The sequence below is a fragment of the Paraburkholderia sp. 2C genome (assembly GCF_054589215.1).
Genome location: NZ_BAAILL010000032.1, coordinates 578,640 through 599,026, shown reverse-complemented (window position 1 = coordinate 599,026; position 20,387 = coordinate 578,640). Strand labels below are relative to the sequence as shown.

Annotated in this window: 20 protein-coding genes; 10 read left to right on the top strand and 10 right to left on the bottom strand. The window is 58.3% G+C overall.

Annotation, left to right across the window (positions count from 1 at the left end; genetic code table 11):
* Positions 1–56 precede the first annotated feature (56 nt).
* The 4 genes from ACYPXD_RS10910 to ACYPXD_RS10895 all read right to left on the bottom strand — a co-directional run bounded on the left by ACYPXD_RS10910 (position 57) and on the right by ACYPXD_RS10895 (position 3,445).
* Positions 57–893: a class II glutamine amidotransferase gene (locus ACYPXD_RS10910; protein WP_459710719.1), complete on the bottom strand. Its 837-nt coding sequence runs from the start codon at positions 891–893 to the stop codon at positions 57–59.
* 49 nt (positions 894–942) lie between these two features.
* Positions 943–1,647, bottom strand: a complete 705-nt coding sequence (locus tag ACYPXD_RS10905; protein WP_459711448.1) for a tetratricopeptide repeat protein — start codon at positions 1,645–1,647, stop codon at positions 943–945.
* A 434-nt stretch (positions 1,648–2,081) separates the two neighbouring features.
* Positions 2,082–2,678 (bottom strand): uracil-DNA glycosylase family protein, encoded by a 597-nt coding sequence (locus ACYPXD_RS10900; protein ID WP_459710717.1) that lies wholly within the window; start codon positions 2,676–2,678, stop codon positions 2,082–2,084.
* 47 nt (positions 2,679–2,725) lie between these two features.
* Positions 2,726–3,445 (bottom strand): carbonic anhydrase family protein, encoded by a 720-nt coding sequence (locus tag ACYPXD_RS10895; protein WP_459710715.1) that lies wholly within the window; start codon positions 3,443–3,445, stop codon positions 2,726–2,728.
* 167 nt (positions 3,446–3,612) lie between these two features.
* On the opposite strand from ACYPXD_RS10895, the gene ACYPXD_RS10890 reads away from it, so the two are divergent.
* From ACYPXD_RS10890 to ACYPXD_RS10870, 5 genes are read left to right on the top strand one after another with little or no spacing between them, the layout of a single operon-like run.
* The gene (locus tag ACYPXD_RS10890) at positions 3,613–3,945 is read left to right on the top strand and encodes an ArsR/SmtB family transcription factor (protein ID WP_459710713.1); all 333 of its coding nucleotides are present in this window, start codon (positions 3,613–3,615) and stop codon (positions 3,943–3,945) included.
* On the top strand, positions 3,942–4,397 hold the full coding sequence (locus tag ACYPXD_RS10885; RefSeq protein WP_459710711.1) for an ArsI/CadI family heavy metal resistance metalloenzyme: 456 nt from the start codon (positions 3,942–3,944) through the stop codon (positions 4,395–4,397). Before ACYPXD_RS10890 ends, ACYPXD_RS10885 begins: the two co-directional genes overlap by 4 nt.
* The gene (locus ACYPXD_RS10880) at positions 4,394–4,915 is read left to right on the top strand and encodes an arsenate reductase ArsC (RefSeq protein WP_459710708.1); all 522 of its coding nucleotides are present in this window, start codon (positions 4,394–4,396) and stop codon (positions 4,913–4,915) included. The genes ACYPXD_RS10885 and ACYPXD_RS10880 overlap by 4 nt, the downstream gene beginning before the upstream one ends.
* A complete protein-coding gene (gene arsB / locus ACYPXD_RS10875) occupies positions 4,902–5,978 on the top strand; it encodes an ACR3 family arsenite efflux transporter (protein ID WP_459710706.1) in 1,077 nt (358 codons plus the stop codon). Before ACYPXD_RS10880 ends, arsB begins: the two co-directional genes overlap by 14 nt.
* Positions 5,979–6,011: 33 nt before the next feature.
* A complete protein-coding gene (locus ACYPXD_RS10870) occupies positions 6,012–7,247 on the top strand; it encodes an MFS transporter (protein ID WP_459710704.1) in 1,236 nt (411 codons plus the stop codon).
* A 23-nt stretch (positions 7,248–7,270) separates the two neighbouring features.
* Here ACYPXD_RS10870 and ACYPXD_RS10865 read toward each other — a convergent pair whose 3' ends face one another.
* Positions 7,271–8,161, bottom strand: a complete 891-nt coding sequence (locus ACYPXD_RS10865; RefSeq protein WP_459710702.1) for a LysR family transcriptional regulator — start codon at positions 8,159–8,161, stop codon at positions 7,271–7,273.
* Positions 8,162–8,265: 104 nt separating this feature from the next.
* Between ACYPXD_RS10865 and ACYPXD_RS10860 the strand changes: the two genes are divergently transcribed.
* Positions 8,266–9,540, top strand: a complete 1,275-nt coding sequence (locus ACYPXD_RS10860; protein ID WP_459710700.1) for an MFS transporter — start codon at positions 8,266–8,268, stop codon at positions 9,538–9,540.
* 75 nt (positions 9,541–9,615) lie between these two features.
* Here the strand turns inward: ACYPXD_RS10860 and ACYPXD_RS10855 are convergent, their stop codons facing one another.
* Positions 9,616–10,203 carry a chorismate mutase gene (locus tag ACYPXD_RS10855; RefSeq protein ID WP_459710698.1) on the bottom strand — a complete coding sequence of 196 codons (588 nt, stop codon included), beginning with the start codon at positions 10,201–10,203 and terminating at the stop codon, positions 9,616–9,618.
* A 589-nt stretch (positions 10,204–10,792) separates the two neighbouring features.
* On the opposite strand from ACYPXD_RS10855, the gene ACYPXD_RS10850 reads away from it, so the two are divergent.
* A complete protein-coding gene (locus ACYPXD_RS10850) occupies positions 10,793–11,158 on the top strand; it encodes an MAPEG family protein (protein WP_459710696.1) in 366 nt (121 codons plus the stop codon).
* A gap of 98 nt (positions 11,159–11,256) precedes the next feature.
* Here the strand turns inward: ACYPXD_RS10850 and ACYPXD_RS10845 are convergent, their stop codons facing one another.
* From ACYPXD_RS10845 to ACYPXD_RS10835, 3 genes are all read right to left on the bottom strand, one after another.
* Positions 11,257–12,828, bottom strand: a complete 1,572-nt coding sequence (locus tag ACYPXD_RS10845; RefSeq protein ID WP_459710694.1) for a hypothetical protein — start codon at positions 12,826–12,828, stop codon at positions 11,257–11,259.
* 444 nt (positions 12,829–13,272) lie between these two features.
* On the bottom strand, positions 13,273–13,860 hold the full coding sequence (locus tag ACYPXD_RS10840) for an RNA polymerase sigma factor (RefSeq protein ID WP_459710692.1): 588 nt from the start codon (positions 13,858–13,860) through the stop codon (positions 13,273–13,275).
* A gap of 168 nt (positions 13,861–14,028) precedes the next feature.
* Complete coding sequence (locus ACYPXD_RS10835) at positions 14,029–14,988, bottom strand: VOC family protein (protein WP_459710689.1); 960 nt, start codon at positions 14,986–14,988, stop codon at positions 14,029–14,031.
* 475 nt (positions 14,989–15,463) lie between these two features.
* Between ACYPXD_RS10835 and ACYPXD_RS10830 the strand changes: the two genes are divergently transcribed.
* On the top strand, positions 15,464–16,183 hold the full coding sequence (locus ACYPXD_RS10830; protein ID WP_459710687.1) for a GntR family transcriptional regulator: 720 nt from the start codon (positions 15,464–15,466) through the stop codon (positions 16,181–16,183).
* Positions 16,184–17,177: 994 nt separating this feature from the next.
* Here ACYPXD_RS10830 and ACYPXD_RS10825 read toward each other — a convergent pair.
* Complete coding sequence (locus ACYPXD_RS10825; protein ID WP_459710685.1) at positions 17,178–17,480, bottom strand: hypothetical protein; 303 nt, start codon at positions 17,478–17,480, stop codon at positions 17,178–17,180.
* Between the two features lie 389 nt (positions 17,481–17,869).
* Here ACYPXD_RS10825 and ACYPXD_RS10820 point away from each other — a divergent pair, with 389 nt between their 5' ends.
* Entirely contained in the window at positions 17,870–18,901 is a 1,032-nt protein-coding gene (locus ACYPXD_RS10820; RefSeq protein ID WP_459710683.1) for a LysR family transcriptional regulator, read from the top strand.
* Positions 18,902–19,008: 107 nt separating this feature from the next.
* Complete coding sequence (locus ACYPXD_RS10815; protein ID WP_459710681.1) at positions 19,009–19,731, top strand: response regulator transcription factor; 723 nt, start codon at positions 19,009–19,011, stop codon at positions 19,729–19,731.
* Positions 19,732–20,387: the final 656 nt, after the last annotated feature.

The window sequence follows — 20,387 nt, the reverse complement described above, 5'->3', positions numbered from 1 at the left end:
TTAGTGTACGACGGCCGCTCCTGTGTCTAAGCCCCAGACGCGGGCCACACCCATGCTTACGCCTGCATCCGCGGCACGAAAGCCTGCTGCCGGATGTCGCCGCGGCGAGCGACGATGGCGGTATTCTCCGCAACTTCCTCCCATGCATTGGGCAGATCGACCAGCGGCTCCGACAGCACCAGAAAAGCCTCTTCGCCTGCCGAGGCAATGCGCGGATCGTGCGGATAGAGTTCGTGCAAATGCCTGAAGGACGTGCTGTGAAACAGCGTGCGCGACTGTCGCTCGCTCGAGTAGCGTACCGCCACGACCTGCTCGCCGTCCGTGGCGCAGACGGTCATATTGAGCGGCTGCGCGACGCGATGTAACGCCGCGGTCTGCTCGATCAGCCCGGCCATTCGTTGCAGCGCGGCCACCGGCTCCTGCTGAAGTCCGTAGGTAAGCGCGAGATAGAACATGACTTCCGAATCGGTCGACCCTTCAACCGATGCGAACAGCGCGGGGTCGATCCGCATCATCAGGTCGCGGCGCAGCACCTGAAAATTCCGGATCAACCCGTTATGCACGAATAGCCACTGGTTGTGGCGAAACGGATGACAGTTGGATTCCTGCACCGGCGCCTCGGTCGCCGCGCGAATATGTGCGACGAACAAGGGCGAGTGTATGGCCCGCGCAGCCTCGCGCAGATTGTGGTCGTTCCACGCCGGGCGAACGCTGCGGTAACGAAACGGCGTTTCGTGGGGCCGGCCATACCAGCCGATACCGAAGCCGTCGCCGTTCGTCGTGGTGGCGCCCATGCGTGAGTGCAGACTTTGGTCTATCAGCGAATGCGTCGAACGGAAAAGCACGGTTTCGAGCTGAATCGGATTTCCCGTATATGCGAGCCAGCGACACATGTTCCACCTCCCGGAAAACGCGCGACCGCGCGAGTCGGCTGACGACACCTTACCCCGATTGCGGCTTTTGCGCACTGCGCCCCACCTCGCGCTGACGGCATGTTCCGGCGGTCATCGCCGCGGCCAGGAGCCGCGTATCTGATCTCGTTGCCGAAGCCTGCAGTGCCGGACAGTATTCCTTTTCTGCCGAAGGTGGCTGTGGCAGGCGCGCATTGAATGGCTTTGGGCCGCGCGCCGGATGCATCGCAACGTTGTCGTCGTTGCCGTTGATACGGCTCGCCCGGTCCAGTTCCACGCGCGCGCCTTTCACATCTCCGTTGCGGTAGAGCGCAATGCTCCAGCCGATGCGCGAGGGCCCATGGCGATCGCCGCTGACGCTCACTGCCGATGAGAACTTCTTGACGGCCTCATCGAGTTCGCCATTCGACAGGTATGCATCGCCCCAGTCATGAAGATTATCGGCAAAGCGCGGCTGCGCTTCATGCGCCGAACGGAATGCATTCAATGCCTCTTCGTATTGGTTAGGATCGCCACTCTCTTTCCAGGCATGAATCAGTACGTCACCATAGACGCGCCACGTGTCGGCAGTCGCATCCGGACGCTTAACGCTTGCACGCAATTCGCGGATCGCTTCGTCTCGATGTCCGTTGTGCTCGAGCGCGACGGCGTTGATCTGATGTAGCGCGGCCGATTCGCCGAATCGGTCGATGCCTTCCTTGCTGAGTTCGCGCGCATCGTCGAATCTGCCGCGGATATCAGAATGTCGGCTTTGCCGGCCTGTGCGATCTTTGCTTGTAGCAATCGAAGGCCAGATGCGCGATCAGGTAAAGCACGATAAAGGTACACGCCCGACTCATCATCCAGCTGTGCCATCTTTGAGGTGTTAGAAAAAGCAACGCCAACGTGTGTTTGAACGTTGAATTGTCTTTTGCTTTCGCTCCGCGTGCGCTAACCAGGCGAATGCGCGGAAAACGGGAACTCGATCTGTTGTGGGCGAATGATTGCATGGTGGTCTCCTCGGTAGCGGTTTGCCCGTAGAGCGTCCGACTGGCGAGCGAGCGCATTTCTGCATCGAATATGCCAGCACGGGTAAGTCCCGTGCGGCCGGCGTGCGAGGGGATGAAGTTCAATGGGCCGCGAGCGGATGTCGTGGCCGCGACAACAGATTCTGAATTTGTGTTGGGTGGTTCACAACAACGCCAGCGCGACCCGCTCCCGAAGCGTCGGCAATACATCCGCATCGAACCACGGGTTGCGCTTGAACCACGCGATGTTGCGCGGCGACGGATGCGGCAGGGGAATCATCTGCGGACCGAAGTCGCGCCACCGCAAGAGCGTTTCGGTCAATGTCGTACCGGATGCATTGCCGAGCCCGAACCGCTGCGCGTATTGGCCGATCAGCAGCGTGAGGCGAACCGAGCGCATCCGCGCCAGCAAATCGCCGTGCCAGCGCGCCGCGCATTCGGGCCGGGGCGGCAGGTCGCCACTTGCGCCGCGACCCGGAAAACAGAAACCCATCGGCACGAGCGCGAATTTCGCGTCGTCGTAAAAGATCGCATCGTCGACGCCGAGCCATGTGCGCAATCGCGCGCCGCTCGCGTCGCTCCATGGAATGCCCGACGCGTGCACGCGCGCGCCGGGCGCCTGGCCGATGAGCAAGATGCGCGAATTTTCGGACGCGGCCAGCACCGGACGAGGCGCGTGCGGCAGGAAGGGCGCGCAGACCGTGCAGGCGCGGATGTCGTGCAGCAGGGCATTCAGAGGGGATTGCTTCATAACCCGCATTATCGATGACTGCTCTGGGTCATGCAGCGCCTGCCATCACGCTCACCTCACAGAAACTTCACCGCGCCGCCCTGCAGTTCGTACATGGCGCCGACGATCTTGATCTGCCCTTTGCTTTCCAGATCGTGCAGCGTCGGGCTGCCGTTGCGTATCGCCGTGATCGTCTGCTGAACATTGGTTTGTGCGACGGCGTCGACGAAATCGAGATTTTTGCTGCTCCGTTCTCCGGTGTACTGCGTGGCCTCGACCGCCGGTTTGATCTTGTCGAGCAGACCCGTGAGGTTGCCGAGCTGCACGTTGTCGATCGCCCCCTTGATTGCGCCGCACGACGTGTGGCCCATCACGAGGACCACTTTTGCACCGGCCGCCGCGCAAGCAAATTCGAGGCTGCCCAGGATGTCCGGATTGGCGACATTGCCGGCCACGCGCGCATTGAACGTGTCGCCAATGCCCGCGTCGAGAATGATCTCAGCGGGGGCACGCGAATCGATGCAACTGAGGATAACGGCCGCGGGGTACTGCCCTGTGGCACTTGCCCGCTTCTGCGCAAGAAAGTCGCGCTTTTGCATCTGTCCCGACCGGAAGCGCGCGTTCCCCTTTTTCATCAGCTCGATAATTTCGTCGGGTGTCAGCGCATCGCGTTTAGCCTTTGTGAGTGCGGCGGCTTCGGCGGTAGTCGCTTCGAAACCGAATCCTGCAACGACCGTCGCCGTACCGACCGCCGCCTTGAGCCACATGCGGCGCCCGGTGTCCGTGGAGTGGGCCATCCGACAGCAATTCCTGATCGCGTCCATTGCTTTCTCCCTCAAGTCAGCCGCGAGTTCGTGTTGCCTGTTTCACTATATGCGCTGCTGGACGGGCGCCGCGAACCAGTTAGCGATTCGTCATTTCAACAATGCTTGAAATATAGAAACAAAGCCTGTATCGTGCGTCCATGGACTCGAACCTCGTCGTACGCGCGCTCGGCGCGCTTGCCCACGAATCACGCCTCGCGATCTTCCGCGCGCTGGTCGTCGCGGGCCCGGACGGCCTGCCGGCCGGTGAAATCGCGCAGCAGCTCGGGCTCGCGCCTTCAGGCCTGTCGTTTCATCTCAAGGACCTGTCGCATGCGGAACTCGTCAGGTCGCGTCAGGAAGGGCGTTTCGTTATTTACACGGCCAATTTCGACGCAATGACAAGCCTCATCGGGTTCCTCACCGAGAACTGCTGTGCCGGCGCACCGTGCGCGGCAAGCAACCCCTCTTCCTGTTGCGGAGACGAATCATGAAGCGCATGCACATTCACGTGTCGGTTGAGAACCTGAGCGACAGCATTCAGTTCTATCGCGCGATGTTCGGCAATGCGGAGCCGACCGTCATCAAGAGCGACTACTGCAAGTGGGAACTGACCGATCCGGCCGTCAACTTCGCGATTTCGCAGCGCGGCGTAAAGCTCGGCATCGATCATGTCGGCATTCAGGTCGAGACCGATGCGGAACTGGCTGAGATGAATGAGCGCTTCACTGCGGCGCAATTGCCGGTGGCAACGCAGACCGGCACGACGTGCTGCTATGCAAGGTCGGATAAGGCATGGACTGTCGACCCGCAAGGCGTTGCATGGGAGACGTTCCGCACGCTCGAGGCCGCGCCCGTGTACGGGCAGTCGCGCGAGTCGACGCAAGGGTCCGCCGCGTGCTGCACGCCGGTTGAATCGAGCGTGAGTTTCCGGAGCCGCTCGTGAACACCAGGCCGTGGTCGATCCTCATTCTTTGCACGGGAAACAGCGCGCGCAGCATCATGGCCGAAGCGTTGTTCAATGTGCTCGGCAAAGGCCATTTCCGCGCATACAGCGCGGGCAGTCAGCCGGCCGGTGCGGTGAATCCTTTTGCTGTCGAACGTTGCGAAGCGCTCGGTTACGACACGTCGAACCTGCGCAGCAAGAGCTGGGATGAATTCGCCACGCCCGACGCGCCGCAGATGGATTTCGTGATAACGGTGTGCGACCGGGCCGCGGGCGAAGTGTGTCCGGTCTGGCCCGGCAAGCCGATTACGGCGCATTGGGGTTTCGATGACCCGGCCGCATTCGCAGGCAGCGACGACGACAAGCGCGAGGTATTCGACAAGGTGTTCCGGCAAATCATGAGCCGCGTCAGCCAGTTCGTGAATCTGCCGTTGCACGTGCTCGACCACCACACGATCCAGCACCGGATGCGCTCGATCGGCGCGCAGCCCGCAGAGGAAACGAATGAGCCACACTGACGCCGCAGCGAGCGCCGCGCGCCCGGCCATCGGCTTTTTCGAGCGCTATCTGACGGCGTGGGTCGCGCTTTGCATCGTGGCCGGCATCGCGCTCGGACAAGCGCTTCCGCAATTTTTCCAGGCGATCGGCCGGATGGAGTTCGCCAGCGTCAATCTGCCGGTCGGGGTGCTGATCTGGGTCATGATCGTGCCGATGCTGGTCAAGATCGATTTTTCGGCGATGGCGCAGGTGAGGAACCAGTGGCGAGGCATTGGCGTCACGCTGTTCGTGAACTGGCTCGTCAAACCGTTCTCGATGGCGCTGCTCGGCTGGTTGTTCGTTCGTCATGTATTTGCGCCGTGGCTCCCTGCCGGCCAGATCGACAGCTATATCGCCGGCCTGGTTCTGCTTGCGGCCGCGCCTTGCACGGCAATGGTGTTTGTGTGGTCGCAACTGTGCAAGGGCGATCCGTATTTCACGCTATCGCAGGTTGCGCTGAACGACTCGATCATGGTGGTCGCGTTTGCGCCGCTGGTCGCACTGCTGCTCGGCCTGTCGGCGATCGCGGTGCCGTGGGACACGCTGATTATTTCAGTTGTGCTCTACATCATTGTTCCAGTGGTCATCGCGCAAGGCATACGGCGTCGCTTGCTCGCGCACGGTGACGTGTATTTCCGGCGGGCCGTCGCGCGCCTCGGTCCGTATTCGATAGGTGCACTGCTCGCGACACTCGTGCTGCTCTTCGCATTTCAAGGGCAGGCGATCGTGCGGGAACCGCTCGTCATCGCGATGCTTGCCGTGCCGATCCTCGTTCAGGTTTTCGTCAATTCGGGGCTCGCGTACGTGCTCAACCGCCGGCTTGGCGTCGCGCATTGCGTGGCCGGTCCGTCGAGTCTGATCGGCGCGAGCAACTTCTTCGAACTTGCCGTCGCGACCGCAATCAGCCTGTTCGGCTTTCATTCGGGGGCCGCGCTGGCGACCGTCGTCGGCGTGCTGATCGAAGTGCCGGTGATGTTGCTGGTGGTCGGTATCGTCAACCGTTCGCAGCGCTGGTATGAATCCGGACGAGCGCAGCGCGTGTGAACCGCGCCGCCCATTTCGAAACCTGAATCCATGATGGAAAAATCGAGCAGCGGCGGTGCCGCGACATGGGCGCTCGCTGCGGCACAACTCGTCGCGTGGGGCGCGATCTACTACGCGTTTTCCCTGTTCGTCGTGCCCATGGAAAGCGCGATGGGATGGAGCCGAACGGCCACGAACGCGGCGCTCTCCGTCGGTCTGCTCGTATCCGGCCTAGCCGCGTGGCCGATCGGCATCTGGATCGATCATGGCCACGGCCGGCGCGTGATGACGTGGGGCGCCGTGCTCGCAACGGCAATGCTGGTCTTGTGGTCGCAGGCTCATAGCCTCGTCACGCTGTTCGTCGTCTGGATAGGCCTCGGCTTGGCCATGGCCGCGACACTCTATGACCCGGTGTTCGCGGTGGTCACGCGCCGTTTTCCCGACAGCTTTCGCAAAAGGATCACGCTCATTACGCTGGCAGGCGGCTTCGCGAGCACGGTGTTTATCCCACTCACACACAGTCTCGTGAATTCGCTTGGCTGGCGCGGCGCGCTGCTCGTGCTGGCCGCGATCAATCTGGCGGTCTGTCTGCCGCTCAACGCGATTGCGATCGGCCGCGATACGGCGCGCGCCGATCATTCGGACCACAAGCTTGCCACGCAGCGCGCCAATGCGGCTGCGACGCGGCGTGCACTGCGAACGCCGACGTTCTGGGCGCTCGCCGTCTGCTTTACCGCCTACTACGCGACCTTCGCGGCGCTGACGTTTCACCTCGTTCCGTTGATGACCGAGCGTCACGTATCGCCGGCGATCGTCGTTGCGACGATGGCGGTCATCGGTCCGGCGCAAGTGCTTGCGCGCATCCTCTGGTTGACGATCGGCCGCAACGTTCCGCCCTCGACGATGGGCATGGTGATTACGACCGCGTTCCCCGCTTCGGTCGTGATTCTGATGCTGGCCGGCAAGTCGTCCGTCCTGCTCATGCTCTTCGCAACCGTGTACGGCGGCGCTAACGGAATGATGACCATTCTGCGCGGGACCATCGTGCAGGACGCGATGTGGACTGAAGGCTACGGTGCGGTGAGCGGCCTGCTTTCCATGCCGTCCAACATCGCAAAAGGCATTGCGCCGATTTCCGCCGCGGCGATCTGGGCAATCGGACGCAGCTATGCGCCGGTAGAGTGGACGGTTTTGCTGGTCTCGCTCGGGTCCGCAGCCGCGTTCGTGACAGCAATGCGCATCGCCGCGAGCGCAAAGCATCGATGCGTCGACACGCTTACCAGCGGTTGATCGCCGTGCTGCCCAATGGCCGGTTACGCCGTCTTTGACACTGCGGCAAAGGCGGCCGCCTGCGGGGAAGGCTGACGCGTCTGCAATACGAGCCACATTGCCGATCGGGCGCCTTTCTCCTTGAGCGGCCGGTACACCACGCCGTTCGCACCAATACTGCGCAGCGAGTCCGGCACAACCGCGACACCGAGCCCCGCCGCGACCAGTCCGACGATGGTCGCCATTGCATGCGCTTCTTGTGCAATGGTCGGGGCAAAGCCTGCCCGGCGGCACAGCATGATGATCTGGTCATACACGCCGGTCCCGCTGTCGCGCGGGTACATGACGAATGCCTCATCGGCCAGGGCACTGATCGGCAATGGCCTCGCGGCGCCGGCCAGTCGATGCTGCGCTGGCAACGCCACGACCAGCGAGTCTTCGAGCAAACGCGTCGCGCGCAGCGTAGGGGGCAGGTCGGGGGTCGAGACGCTGCGCACGATCGCGACGTCGAGCCGTTGTTCGAGCAGCGCGTCCAGTTGCTCCTGGGTTGTCAGTTCATCGATGCGCAGACGTACACCGGGATAACGCTGGCGGTACATCAGGATCAAACGCGGAATCACGACGGTGAACATGGCCGAGCCCGTCAATCCGACACGCAGTTCGCCAATTTCGCCGCGCTGCGCGCGGACCGCCACCGTCGATGTCCGTTCCGCTTGCGCGAGCAGCGCGCGCGCCTCGGGCAGCAGCGCCTTGCCGGCCGGCGTCAGTTCCACGCGCCGGTTGCTGCGCTCGAAGAGCCGCGCGCCCAGTTCCTGCTCGAGTACCCGGATTTGCTGGCTGAGCGGCGGCTGCGCGATATTCAGGGACAATGCGGCGCGGCCGAAATGCAGGTTTTCGGCCAGCACGACAAAGTAGCGCAGACGTCGCAGATCCATGATATCGATTATGTATCAATTACGGCGCAAACGATATTGGACGGCCATCGTTTCGAGTCGGATCATTCGATATAGACATCAGACCGATCGACCGGGAACCGAACATGGCAGGACAAGACGCCGACACCCTGGAACAGGACATCGCGCCCGCGATAGAGACCGCGGGGACGCCGCCCGCATCCCGCGCGGCGATCCGGAAGATCGAATTCGGCACATCCGAATTCGTCCGCACCAACTGCGCGCTATTTGCGGCGGGCTTTGCGACGTTCGCGCTGCTTTACTGCGTGCAACCGCTGATGCCGCTCTTTTCCGAGAGCTTTCACGTGAGCGCAGCGGGCGCCAGTCTCGCGCTGTCGTTGACGACCGGCCTGCTGGCCGTCTCGTTGCTGGTGGCCGGCGGGCTCTCCGAAGCGTGGGGCCGCAAACCGATGATGGTCGGCGCATTGCTGCTGTCCGCTGTGCTGGGCATGCTCAGCGCGGTACTGCCGCACTGGACGGCATTTCTCGTCATGCGCGCGCTGATGGGGGTGGCGTTGAGCGGCTTGCCGGCCGTCGCCATGGCCTATGTCGGCGAAGAGATGCATCCGCGTTCGCTCGGTATCGCGATGGGGCTGTATGTCGGCGGCACTGGTTTGGGCGGCATGTCAGGCCGTCTGCTGACGGGCGTGGTGACGGATATGTGGGGCTGGCGCGCGGCCGCGATGACGATGGCCGTCCTCGCGGTGCTGTGCGCGCTTGTCATGTGGCGCTACCTGCCCGCGTCGCGGCATTTCGTTCGCCGTCCGTTGCATCTGGGCTTGCTCGGCAAGACGTATGCGCTGCAGTTGCGGGACCGCACGCTGCCGTGGCTATTCGCAGTGGGCTTTCTGCTGGCGGGCGGGTTTGTCGCTGTCTACAACTACATCGGCTACCGGCTGGTTGCGCCGCCGTTCTCGCTCAGCCAGACAAAAATCGGTCTGATTTTTGCTGTCTATTTATGCGGTATTGTCAGTTCGGCATGCATCGGCAGCCTGTCGGGATGGCTTGGGCGCAAAACGCTATTGCCCATTTCCCTCGGGCTTATGCTGCTTGGCACCGCGCTTACGCGCGCGAATTCATTGCCCGTGATCGTGATCGGCATCGCGGTGTTGACGGTTGGTTTCTTTGGCTCGCATTCCGTTGCGAGCGCATCGGTTAGCGCTCGCGCGCAATCCGGCAAGGCGCAAGCTTCATCGCTGTATCTGTTTATGTATTACGCCGGGTCGTGCGTGGTGGGATCGCTTGGCGGTGTGTTCTGGAACCTCGGTGGATGGTCGGGCATGACGTGGATGACCGGTTCGCTCCTGCTGGTTGCGATTGTCGTCTCGCTCTGGCTGCGCGCAACGGGCAGGAGCGCGTAGCCACCACTTCCGCGACCGAGCCTGCGAGCACTCGCCCGCCGGCCCCCTTCGCTCGTCATCTGCCGCGTTGGGATCTCATTCCTTCTCGCAGACACGCGCCAGTGCGCGATCCATCGCGTGTGCATATAACGAATCGAGCCCTTGACTCGCGACATATTCCTGCGTGGCTCGCGCCAATTGCACGTCACAATCCTGCGCCGCGCGTAACGTCTTCATATCGGCCAGCACCTGAATAAATCCCTGTTGCAACACGTCGAGTTTAGGGCGGATGTCTTTCGCGAGATCCACTCGCTTTTCATCTGGCGCGCGACCCGCCCGTCTCCATTGGGCAAGCAGCACATACTGCACGAGCTTGTTTGCTTCGATCTGGTCAGCAAAGAAACGCGCTGCAAGCCGTGCAGGCACGCCGAGCGTGCTTGCCTCCTCCACTGCGGCCTTGATCACGTCCGCTTCCCGTGGCAGATCTTCAACGGGCTTACGCGAATCCCACTTTGTCAAAGCTACCTGCCGCGCAATATGCAAGCGCGTCGCCGTCATGTCGAGCAAAGGGAGGAATTGTGGCATGGAGGTTGGTGCGGCTTCGGCACGCGGCATCGAAAACGCGATGACAACGGCAAGAGGACTCACGATAAAGCGCGACTTATGAAAGCAGAACCTTAGCATCTGTCGATCTCCTTTTTTTGACGAACCAGAAGGTAACGACGACGCGCGACAGGATGACGCACGCCGTGTTCGGAGCCCCTAAAACACGGCGTCGCGGATTCTATTCCATGTGTCTGGAGGTCAGCGGAGATCGAAGATGTCTTAGCCTGTTCATCAGGAATGTACCTTCGGCAGGCATTGTCGAATCGCAGTGCTCCCATCGATATCTAACCGAGCTACTGTTTCTACGCATCAATATGCGTCTGTCATATGCGCACCGGAGTGCGGATTGCCGAACGACACCCGAGAGCGAAGCGGCCACGCCGATCCTGTGTATGCCTTTGTGCTACGCATATCGTCGAAATGACAGTTTGAAGAAGTGCAACAAATTGCCCTCAAATCGCGTGTTGCTCTACCTGTCCGGTTTAGTGGCGAAGTGATATTGCGGCTCGTGGCACAGTGAATCGGGTCGACCCCTATCGTGCCAGTGCTAAACCGGTCCGAATGTGACTAGTATTTCACAACGCCATGGTTGAGGTAGCGTATGAAAGCCGCAGTTATGTTGCCAGTCTGCACTCTGATGACATGGACAGTCGTCCTGGTTTGTAGAGTGACCATTTCCGAATTTATCAATCTGATTCGTGTAAGAATTTTGCTGGAAAAAGGTATAACGCAAGCCAGTGAAGAGGCCGCGGACGACCTGGTGTTTGCTAAGAGCGTCCGTTGGGACGTGGAGCGTACACTCCTTGGCGCGCCTTTGATCTTCTACGTTTCCTCGATCGTAACCTCGATGATCGGAAACACAACATCCTTTGACCTGACAGCAGGATGGGTATATGTCCTGACTCGCATCCTGTATAGCCTCGGGCCATCCATCAAGCTAAGCGCTGCGTCACGACTGATTGTCTTCCTTATCAATGGAATAGCGCTCGGTACATGTGCCTTCCGTTCACTCCAGTCCTACATTTCCTTGTGAAAGAACGAGACCGATCGGGATGCTTACACGATTTGGCTTGCTGTCTATTTAGATGGCGGTCTTTGCACCCACGTCTACAAGAGGATTGCATGTCGTGGCTACAAAAGCTTCTTGCGACCCAGCTCTGTTCTGATCGTTAAAATTGCTTTACTCGAGATCTTCGGAGCCAGGATCGCCGCGGCGACAAGGGTGAACACGGCCTGCGCTAGCGGGGGTAATCCAAGGTAGTTGTTTGTTCGCTTCAACATCAGATGTACGCGACGCCTGATCGCATCCCGGATACTTTCCGGCTCGAATTTTCCCGCTGGCCACGGCGGCTGCGGTTGCTCTTGGGTTGCACTGCCATAGAGGGGGATCAGTGGGCATTCGTTCATGCCGTCCGGCGGCCTGGGTCCGCCGTACCCGTCGGATATCTCGGGATGATGCCCGCTGAAGACCTTGTTCTCTCTGGACAAAACCAGTGTTCCAGTCAGAAAGGCTTGGCAGTTCCTGCGACCGAGCATGAAATCGTGCTCCCTGAAGTCTCGGCACATAAAGCCGAGAAACGCCCCCAGGCCGTCGCTGCAAAGGGCGGCGCCGCCGGCCAGCGTGATTCCGCTATCCGACTTCCGCTTCGGGGCGATCAAAAAGCGGTTATAGGTATCCGAGCGCAGGAAGCCTGCCATATCGGCCGTCCCAAACCGACCTGCACCCGAAAACATATGTATTGTTGGAGCGAGAAGCTTGGCTAACGTCAAACGCGTCGATTCTTGCGGTCGATGAGGAGGGTGGCAAAGAGGATCTATGAGAATGATTGCGCATTGTGCGTAACTTGATTCCTTGGGGCTGTCTATCTGCAACCCCTCAACTGCTTGACTGGCGAACAGAATTGGCTCGTTGTTAGTAAACCCACCGTCGAGCGCAGTGAAGGAATAGTTTGTCAGCTCATCGCTTGAGCTTGCCATTCCTGACCACAAGGGAGTGATCCAGTTATATTTTCCACTTTCATTGTCCATAACGAATCGATAAGCATAGTGTATTCCCTCTCGTTTAACGGTTCGTGCGGGAAATCCAAAAACATATGCTGATGTACCCAAGGCGTTTTGCGCTATATCCGGCCATTGCAACGGTTTCAGGTTCGACGGGACAGGGGCGGGCGCCAGGTCGAAGCCAGCCGGAACATTCAAATAAGGTGAGTGCGGCAGATATTTAACGTTGGGGCTGGGTGATTCAGGCGAGGGCGAAAAGCCGGCATACAGCTGAACGTAGTCGGCGTGATTCGTGAAATATTCCTCTGAGAGACCGAGTCCAGAGAACGGTTGGGCGTACGGAATGCCGGTGAGATTCGTATGGGTTACGACGATGGACAGCGGATTGTAGACCCAGCTGCGGCCGGCTGATGCGACTACGCTAGCGTGGGCTCGATCTGCGGACGGATACTTGAGTGCCGAGCAGGCGATTTTATCAAGGGCGGTTCCGTTAAGTATCGAAGTGATCTCCATTCCAGGCTGAAGATCTGAGTTATCCAGAAGATCCGTGATATCTATGTCATTAACCCAGATATCGTAGAACGGGTTGGGTGAACGCTCGCTAACTGCCGCCGCAGAGTGCATCGGCGCGTGTGGAAACCGGTAGTGAAGCGCGCGAGCCGCGAGTATGGCATTGATGCCACCACCAGACGAACCCGTCATGATCCGGATGCGAACTCGATGAGACGGTACCGTCGTTGAGTCAACACCCTCGAGTCGTCCGTGTCTCGCGTCGTCCCAGGCGTCAAGTGCCTCGAACAAAAAGTCGAGGACGCCGGCGGTGTACGTTCCCGCCGAGACAGTTCCTCCCATTACCAGGCCTATTTCGAAGAGGCCCGGGCGAACCTGGTGCGTCGGAAAGTAGTCCGAGGGCACTCCGTCGGGCGTGGGCCAATTCGAGCAACCGTCGGGTAGGTCGATGTTCGCGTCCGCTGTCTGAGCTTGTATTCCAGTGATGGGGGAATGGGTCATGTCAATGGACTCACACCGTCATTGCTGATCGGTTGCGTTCAAACGAGTCGATGTGGTGCTGACCAGCGCGGCGTGATCGAATCGCTCGTATCACCTCGAGAAAAATCGTCGTGTGACGCTTTACGACCCCTCCCATCACGACTGGAAGCATCTTGCCGATTCGATCTGGTCGGTACTGGTCGTTGATGTTCTGGATCCGGGACATAAGCGTCTTGCTCCGGATATGTCATGTTCACCGTGCTTGGCGCCAATCGCTTGCCTTGCTCGCGACAGACGGCTCATGACCGTGCCGACAGGAACACCAAGGAAGCTGGCAACCTCGGCGTATGTCAGACCTTCGACTACCAGTTTGAGCACCACTTGATGTTCTCCCGTCAAACTTTCGTATGCGAGAACGATCTCGTCGAGGAAGAGATTTCGGTCTGCGGTTAATACAACAGGATCGCCGTGAGGCATATCGGACACGTTGTCCATGTCAACACACGGACCTCGGCGGCGCTTCCTTGCTCGCAGCTCGTTTATCCATACCGACTGCATGACAGCAAACATCCAGCTCAACGGCGCGCTATTCGGCTGCAGTTGGTGACACCGCTCAAGAGCGCGGACGCATGCCGATTGCAGAAGGTCGTCCGCGTCATGCTTGTTACCGCAGAGACGGAGCGAAAATTTTCGTAACGGTGGGAGCATCCCTGGCAACAGGCTCGCAAGTTGGTCGACTTCCATGTGGCCACCCTTGTCATTGAAGATTAATAGACCTGAATGTGAATTGATCAAAAAACTGCAAGAGCAAGCCCACGACGCAACCTGCGCCAAGATCGAGAAGGAATGTGAGTCTTCTTTGCATTGCGCCGGGAGCAATGGTGGAATTCGATCTGCCGGACGTCAAAAGCGTCATGCTTCCGTGTTATGGATAAAGTATGGCGGGATATCCGGACTCCAAAACGTCAAAGACTCTTCGGGAGAAAAGTCGCCGGCCGTCCAAGCCTTACCGGCACTTATATGATCGATATCTGAGGAGAACTCGAAGAATGAACCCCAAGGGTCCATCACGTAGTGGAAGTAATTGGACCCAAGACAGTGACGCCCGGTGCCCCATCCACGTTTATATCCTGCGGAGGCCATTTGCACTGAGCCTAAGCCGACCTGATCTATCCCATCGACATCCCATGCGGAATGATGCCATCCTTTCGCGGTGCTCCTGGCTAACGCGATCATGTGATGGTCACTACCGTGCACACCGCTCATAAATGCGATGACGTCAGCTGATCGGTCCGATAGGCACAAACCGAGCGCGCTTTGGTAGAAATCAATGGCGCGTTGTAGATCAGTAGTAAACAGCATTACGTGGCTCATTCGTCGTGGACGCACAATGTCCTCTTGCGATCCAGGACGAACACCGCGGGTATCCGCTCTCGTCTCGTATCGTCCGGAGGGAATCTTTTCATTGGGAGAGGTTTTGTGCCCGACGCCGACATGAACCAGATTGCCGTCGGGGTCATTGAACCAGAAGCCCATGGTGGTGTGACGTCGCCCTTCGGCAACTGCGGTTCCATCGCGGCAGATGCGGCCTCCCGCGTCGCGAACCTGACGCACGAGCGTACCGAGATGTGTTTCAAAACAGCTAAAGCTAAGGTATGCCAGCGACTTGCTTGCCGCAGGCAGGATGCGCGCCCACCGATGGCCGTCGAGCGCGCGCAGTTCCAAATGCAGGTCCGTCCCGTCGTCAACGTCGCGCACGTAAAGGCCACTCGCGTTGAAGAAGTGTCGAGCGTCGTCAAGGGACGGGACATTAAGCGCGAAATGGTCGATCGAATGGACAGCACTGCGCTGTCCCCAGACGTTCGTGCTCATTTTCACTCCTGCGGAAAAGAGGTCTCGTAATGGAAACGACCGAGCCGGTTGGATCGGTTGCCGCCCTTGGGCGCTGTGCCGGTTCGCATCCGTCCGCGTTGGCAGATTCCTCGAGCCGGCTTAGGGGCGACGGGGAGGGAACCTGCTAAATCTGCGGAAACTATCTTAGTGCACTTTGTATATAAATTATCGTTAAATATCTTTTTTGAGTTTTCCAAGCTTTCTGACAGGAAGCCGCGAATCGCTTTCTTCCCGACGTCTTGGGCGACTGCTCTGATCGGGTTTAACGATGGCCGGTGGGTTCTCATCCAAAGCCGGCACGCTTGCACGAGGCAAAGGGAGCAAGGCGGATCTTTGCCCGTTTTGACGCCGGATCCGTGCGGCGCGCGACAGGTGGTTTCCGTAATAGAAAGGACATAGGCGGGGAATATGTATAAAATCCAGATCAATCGAGATTATTGGCGAAGCGTGATAAATGGCTCACCGTACGGCAGTACCGGAAGCGGGTGTTGTACGCACAATGGCATCGGCGCTCGAGAGCACATTGAGGCGGGACATCATTGCTGGCCGGCTGGAACCAGGCAGCAAGCTGCGCGTACGTGAACTCGGCGAGCTTTACGACGCGGGCCCGATTCCGCTGCGCGAGGCGCTCTCGCGTCTGAGCGCAAGCGGCTTCGTTGTGACGGTGGACCAGAAGGGTTTTCGGGTTGCCGAAGTCTCGCTTGAAGAATTCAGGGACATCACGCAGACACGGCAGGATATTGAGCGGCTGGCGCTGACGCGTGCAATGCGTCGCCGGGACGTAGAGTGGGAAGGAGAACTGCTCGCCGCGCATCACCGGTTACAGCAATTGCCGATATTCGAGTCTGCAAACCCGGTGCGTCTCAACGCGGAGTGGGAACTGGCGCATAGCCGATTTCATGACAAGCTGATCTCAGGCTGCCAGTCGCAAAGCCTGATTCAGTTTGCAGCTGCGCTGCGCGACCGCGGCTCGCGTTACAGGCATCTTATGGTTGCGACGCTCGAAGGAGACCTTCAGGATGCCGCGCGGGAAGCCACGCGCGAACACGAGGCAATACTCCATGCCGTGCTGTCGCATGACGTCGAACTGGCCGTTTCGCTTCTAATCAACCATCTCGGCGCAACCGCAAGCATGCTTGCCGACGCCTTAACGAAGATGCGTAAAATTGTTTAATTTTACGAAAAATGTGCACGTCCGTTAGGCTCCTCGCTGTGTGTACATGGAAGGCATCGCTAGAAATATCGGGTCGTGCTTAGACGTCGGTGTGCAATACCATGAATCTTCGTCGTCTCAACGTCGGAAAATGCAGTACGTTGCGGAAGGTACGAATTGCGGCGCGCTGATTGCGTGCGGCTTGGGCGTTTCGCGGCACATCAGTCCAGACGCTTGCGTTTCGACTGCAATCTCATACGCAAGACACGCGAGAAAGCGCGTCATTCGCAAGAAACCTTCCTTGTTCGCATATGCGAGGCTCCACTTATGGCGTCTCACGCCTTTATCAGGCTGACGACGTTGTCTTCGTTTTCATGTATTTGCACGAAGCGTGATCCACGCATGAGCTGTCCATGCGCTTAAGCGTTGTGGTCAGCCGTGCTGGATAGCATGCCGCAGATACACTCTGGATCGGCATCGTTTGATGCTTTGCAGTGTCAACTGCGCGCTCCCCAACAGCGGCAGCACCGTTAAGCCGACGGCTGTGCGTTCCCATGACTGGCCGCGCAAGGCAGATGCGAGTGGCGGATCATCAATCTCAAACTGACAGCAGTCGCCGCGGTTCCAGGTGAGCGCCTCGCACCGGTTTAGCGTGCAGGGAATCGGCCAGCCAGGATCGCATTTCTTCGACCGCACCTCCAGCGTAGCATTGAGCCAGATATGAAGTTGATCCGGCAATGGGCAATGCATGCTTGCCGGTACACACGGTCATTCCTTCAGTAATTTATCCCGTGTCGTTTCCTCGGTCTTGCATTCAGAGGGCGGCGCTTGAGCACCTTCTACGCCACTGCCACGAGACCGTCCGAGCGCTCGCGCATGGCACTACTCCCGATCCATATGCTGGTGAACGGGCGAATCAAGAGATCGACTAAGCAAATAACGAACTGGCCGTTGTCATAGCGAAGTTTCTGTCGTGAGAAATATCCGCGGAATAACTTCGACCTCTTTAGCGTTTTCAGCGCGTCATTGGCGAGCCCGTTGTTCCGCCGGTTATCGGCAGTGCAAGTAGCAAGGACACTTTCGTTTCGTGCCTGCCCTCTTTTGAGAAGGAGTGGAAATTCATGCTGTCGAACATCAGTTCTTTAGGGAATTCCTCGAATCCATCGCATTCTTTGATGCGATCATGCAATGGCGGTGTGGGTGGCGCCTGGGCCGATGCGCGGTCAAAGCAAGCGATGCTAGAGGCGGCAAAGCCATGAAAGTTGCGGTCGTCTTGATGTGGATCAAAGCGATCGCAGACGCTGAAACGGGTGCGCACAGCAAACTGACCGCATGTGGGCTCGTGGTGTCTGTCGGGCAACTAGAGACCAGTGAACTCGCTCATGGTGTCTTGGGGAATGAAGCAGGGGAGAAGCGCGTCGTCGCTGGCGATCGTCCTTTCGCTGCTTTGACCAATGCATGCGCATTTTTGTCACCACTGCGTCTCTTCCTTGGTTCGCTTGATCGACCTTGCGTCCAGTGTGGTGCTCCTTTTAGTTGGGCGATGGTCGACGACAACCTGGCGAAGAGTACGACGGTCCGGGATCCGAAGGTTCGCGGCTCGACCTCTGAATCATTTTCGGCCCAAGTTATTCGAAATTTGAGTTTCGAAAAATGCAACAAATCGCCGTTGAACCCAGTTCTGGCCTATTCCCGTAGGTTCAGGCCATGTTCCCGGTCGAAGTGCCGGAGCGCATCCATGAAGAGGACGTTTACGATGACGGCCTCGCGTCACGTGGCGACATAGCGTTTAATCGAAAAATGACGGAGGAAGTTTTCATGATGGAGCTCGACGACATTCGGGCATTGGTCGAGATTGTTCGGGCGAAGGGCTTTGCGCAGGCTGCGCGACGCCTTGGCCTCTCGAAATCCATAATAAGCCGGCGCATTGCGCGCCTCGAAGATGAACTCGGAACAGTGCTTTTCAATCGGACGACACGCGGAATCAATCTCACCGAGGCCGGCCAGGAATGCTACGAACGCGGCCAGGCCATTTTGACTCAAATGACGGAAGCACGTGAGGCCATTACATTCAGCCAAGCGGAAATAGCTGGACGCTTGCGGGTTTCTCTCCCTCTGTCGTTTGGCCTGCGTCGGATGTCAAGGTTTCTTGCCTGCATTTATAGCATCCATCCCAGACTTGAGCTCGACGTTTCGTACAACGATCGAACAGTCGACATGCTGTCAGAGGGATTCGATGTTGCAGTGAAAATGGGGCGGCTAAAGGACTCTACGCTCGTTGCAAGACAGGTAACGTCCGTCAAATTTATTCTTGTGGCAAGTCCGGAATACTTATCCCGTAACGGGGAACCCGCGACACCGAAAGACCTCGAGCACCATCCCTGTCTGATTTACACGGGTGGATGCACGCGGCAGCGCTGGCAATTTTACAAGGAAGCGAAGAAAACGGTGATATCGCCAACGGGCAGATTATTTATCGACAACGGGGAAGGGCTTGTTCAGGCAGTCGAAGCAGGGCTAGGCATAGCGGCACTTTCCGACTTCATCGTAATTGAGGGTTTGGAGTCGGGCCGATTGGTTCACGTGCTGCCGTCATTCTCGATGCAAGAGTCCCCGCTATATGTTGTTCGCCCTCCGGGGGCAAGATCAACCGCAAAAATCAGAGCCTTCACAGAGCTTTTTATTTCCTCATTCGGGGCTGCCGGGCAGCGGGGAACCGGTTCGGATCCAGGTTGCTGACTTCGCTGATGGAACCCGTCGTTAATTCAGTGATCCTGTCAATAAGACATATATCTGCAATATATACGCAATCCGAAACATATTTTCTTCGAAGGCGATCTATCGCCATGGCAACCATACCAAAGATACTGGTTATTGAGGACGATACCGCACAGGCTGAGGAATTGTGGAAAATTTTGATATCGTCAGGTTTTGAGGTATCTATTGCATTTACCCTTGATAAGGCTCGCTTTTTAATCGAAAAATCAGAATCATCTTTAATCGTGATTGGTGTGGCGGTCAGAAACATCAATGTTTTTTCGTTTATTCGTGAACTCAAATTGGCGTCGAAGACGAGTTATATTCCTGTCATCGCCATGGATAGGGATGGGTCTACAGAACAGGACTGCGTGCGCGCGATAGAAGCTGGCGCAGACGGCTACATGCGACGACCATTCGGTGCCAGTGAGTTGGTGGCATACGTCAAGGCCTTGCTCAGACCTATCGGCGACTATTCGCGGCGCAACATCTCCTTTGAATCGATCCGGCTGGATCTGGACAAGCGACGCGCCTTCATAAAGAAAGACGGAGGAAGCGAACTCGAAGTTGCTTTAACCCATCGCAGCTTTGAATTGCTTGGTTTTTTTATCAAGAATCCCTATCGTATCGTTACATGGGAGGAACTGATCGAAAACGTTTGGCAGGGAAGAAAGGTTAAAAAGACAACGATCACGGTCGGCATTCACCAGCTCAGGATGGCAATTGAAACCGTTCAGGACGTCGTGATTCTCCAGACAATGCATCGCGAAGGCTATCGGCTGACGACGCGTTCCAACCAGGGGACACCGTGAGTTGCTCCGTCTCGTATCAAGCTGGCAACACGACGGGCACCGGAACGACAAGTGAGGACATGCTGTCCAAATGATAGGACCAGGGTACGCTCATTCGGGCGTCGCGGTTTGCATCGGCCGAATCCTGTCACCCTGCGCAGCGGGCCGCTCACCAAAGGACATTGACTCCCGCCAGATCGAGTACCTGAAGCTGCTGTTGCGAAACATGCGCCGCACGCGGTCTAGTTGCCAGTCGGAGACTGGATCGTCGGTTCAGGAAGTTTGAGCCCCATCGCGGAGAGTTCGAGGCAACCGAGGGTGCCATGCCCGCGTGGAACGGTGAGCGACTAGACGGCCATGTTCAGGGTAACGGACAAGTCTCTCGATTGCACACTAAAGCGACGTGAAAATGCGAATTGCACGGACGTCTATCGGGATCAACTTACGCAGATCACCTATAGGGGAATAATTCAATTTTCGCAGCGTTCTTGTGCACCGCCTGGCACGTGGTGGCGTTACCGACAAGAATCAAACCCGTTTGCACGAGGCCCGTTGACTTGTGTATTGCGCACAGCATTAGCCAGCACCACTCCAGGTTAGATTGTGCTCAGGACATTCTCTATTTCACGCGATCCGAACATGGCTCACCGTACGGCGGTACCGGAGGCGGGTGTTGC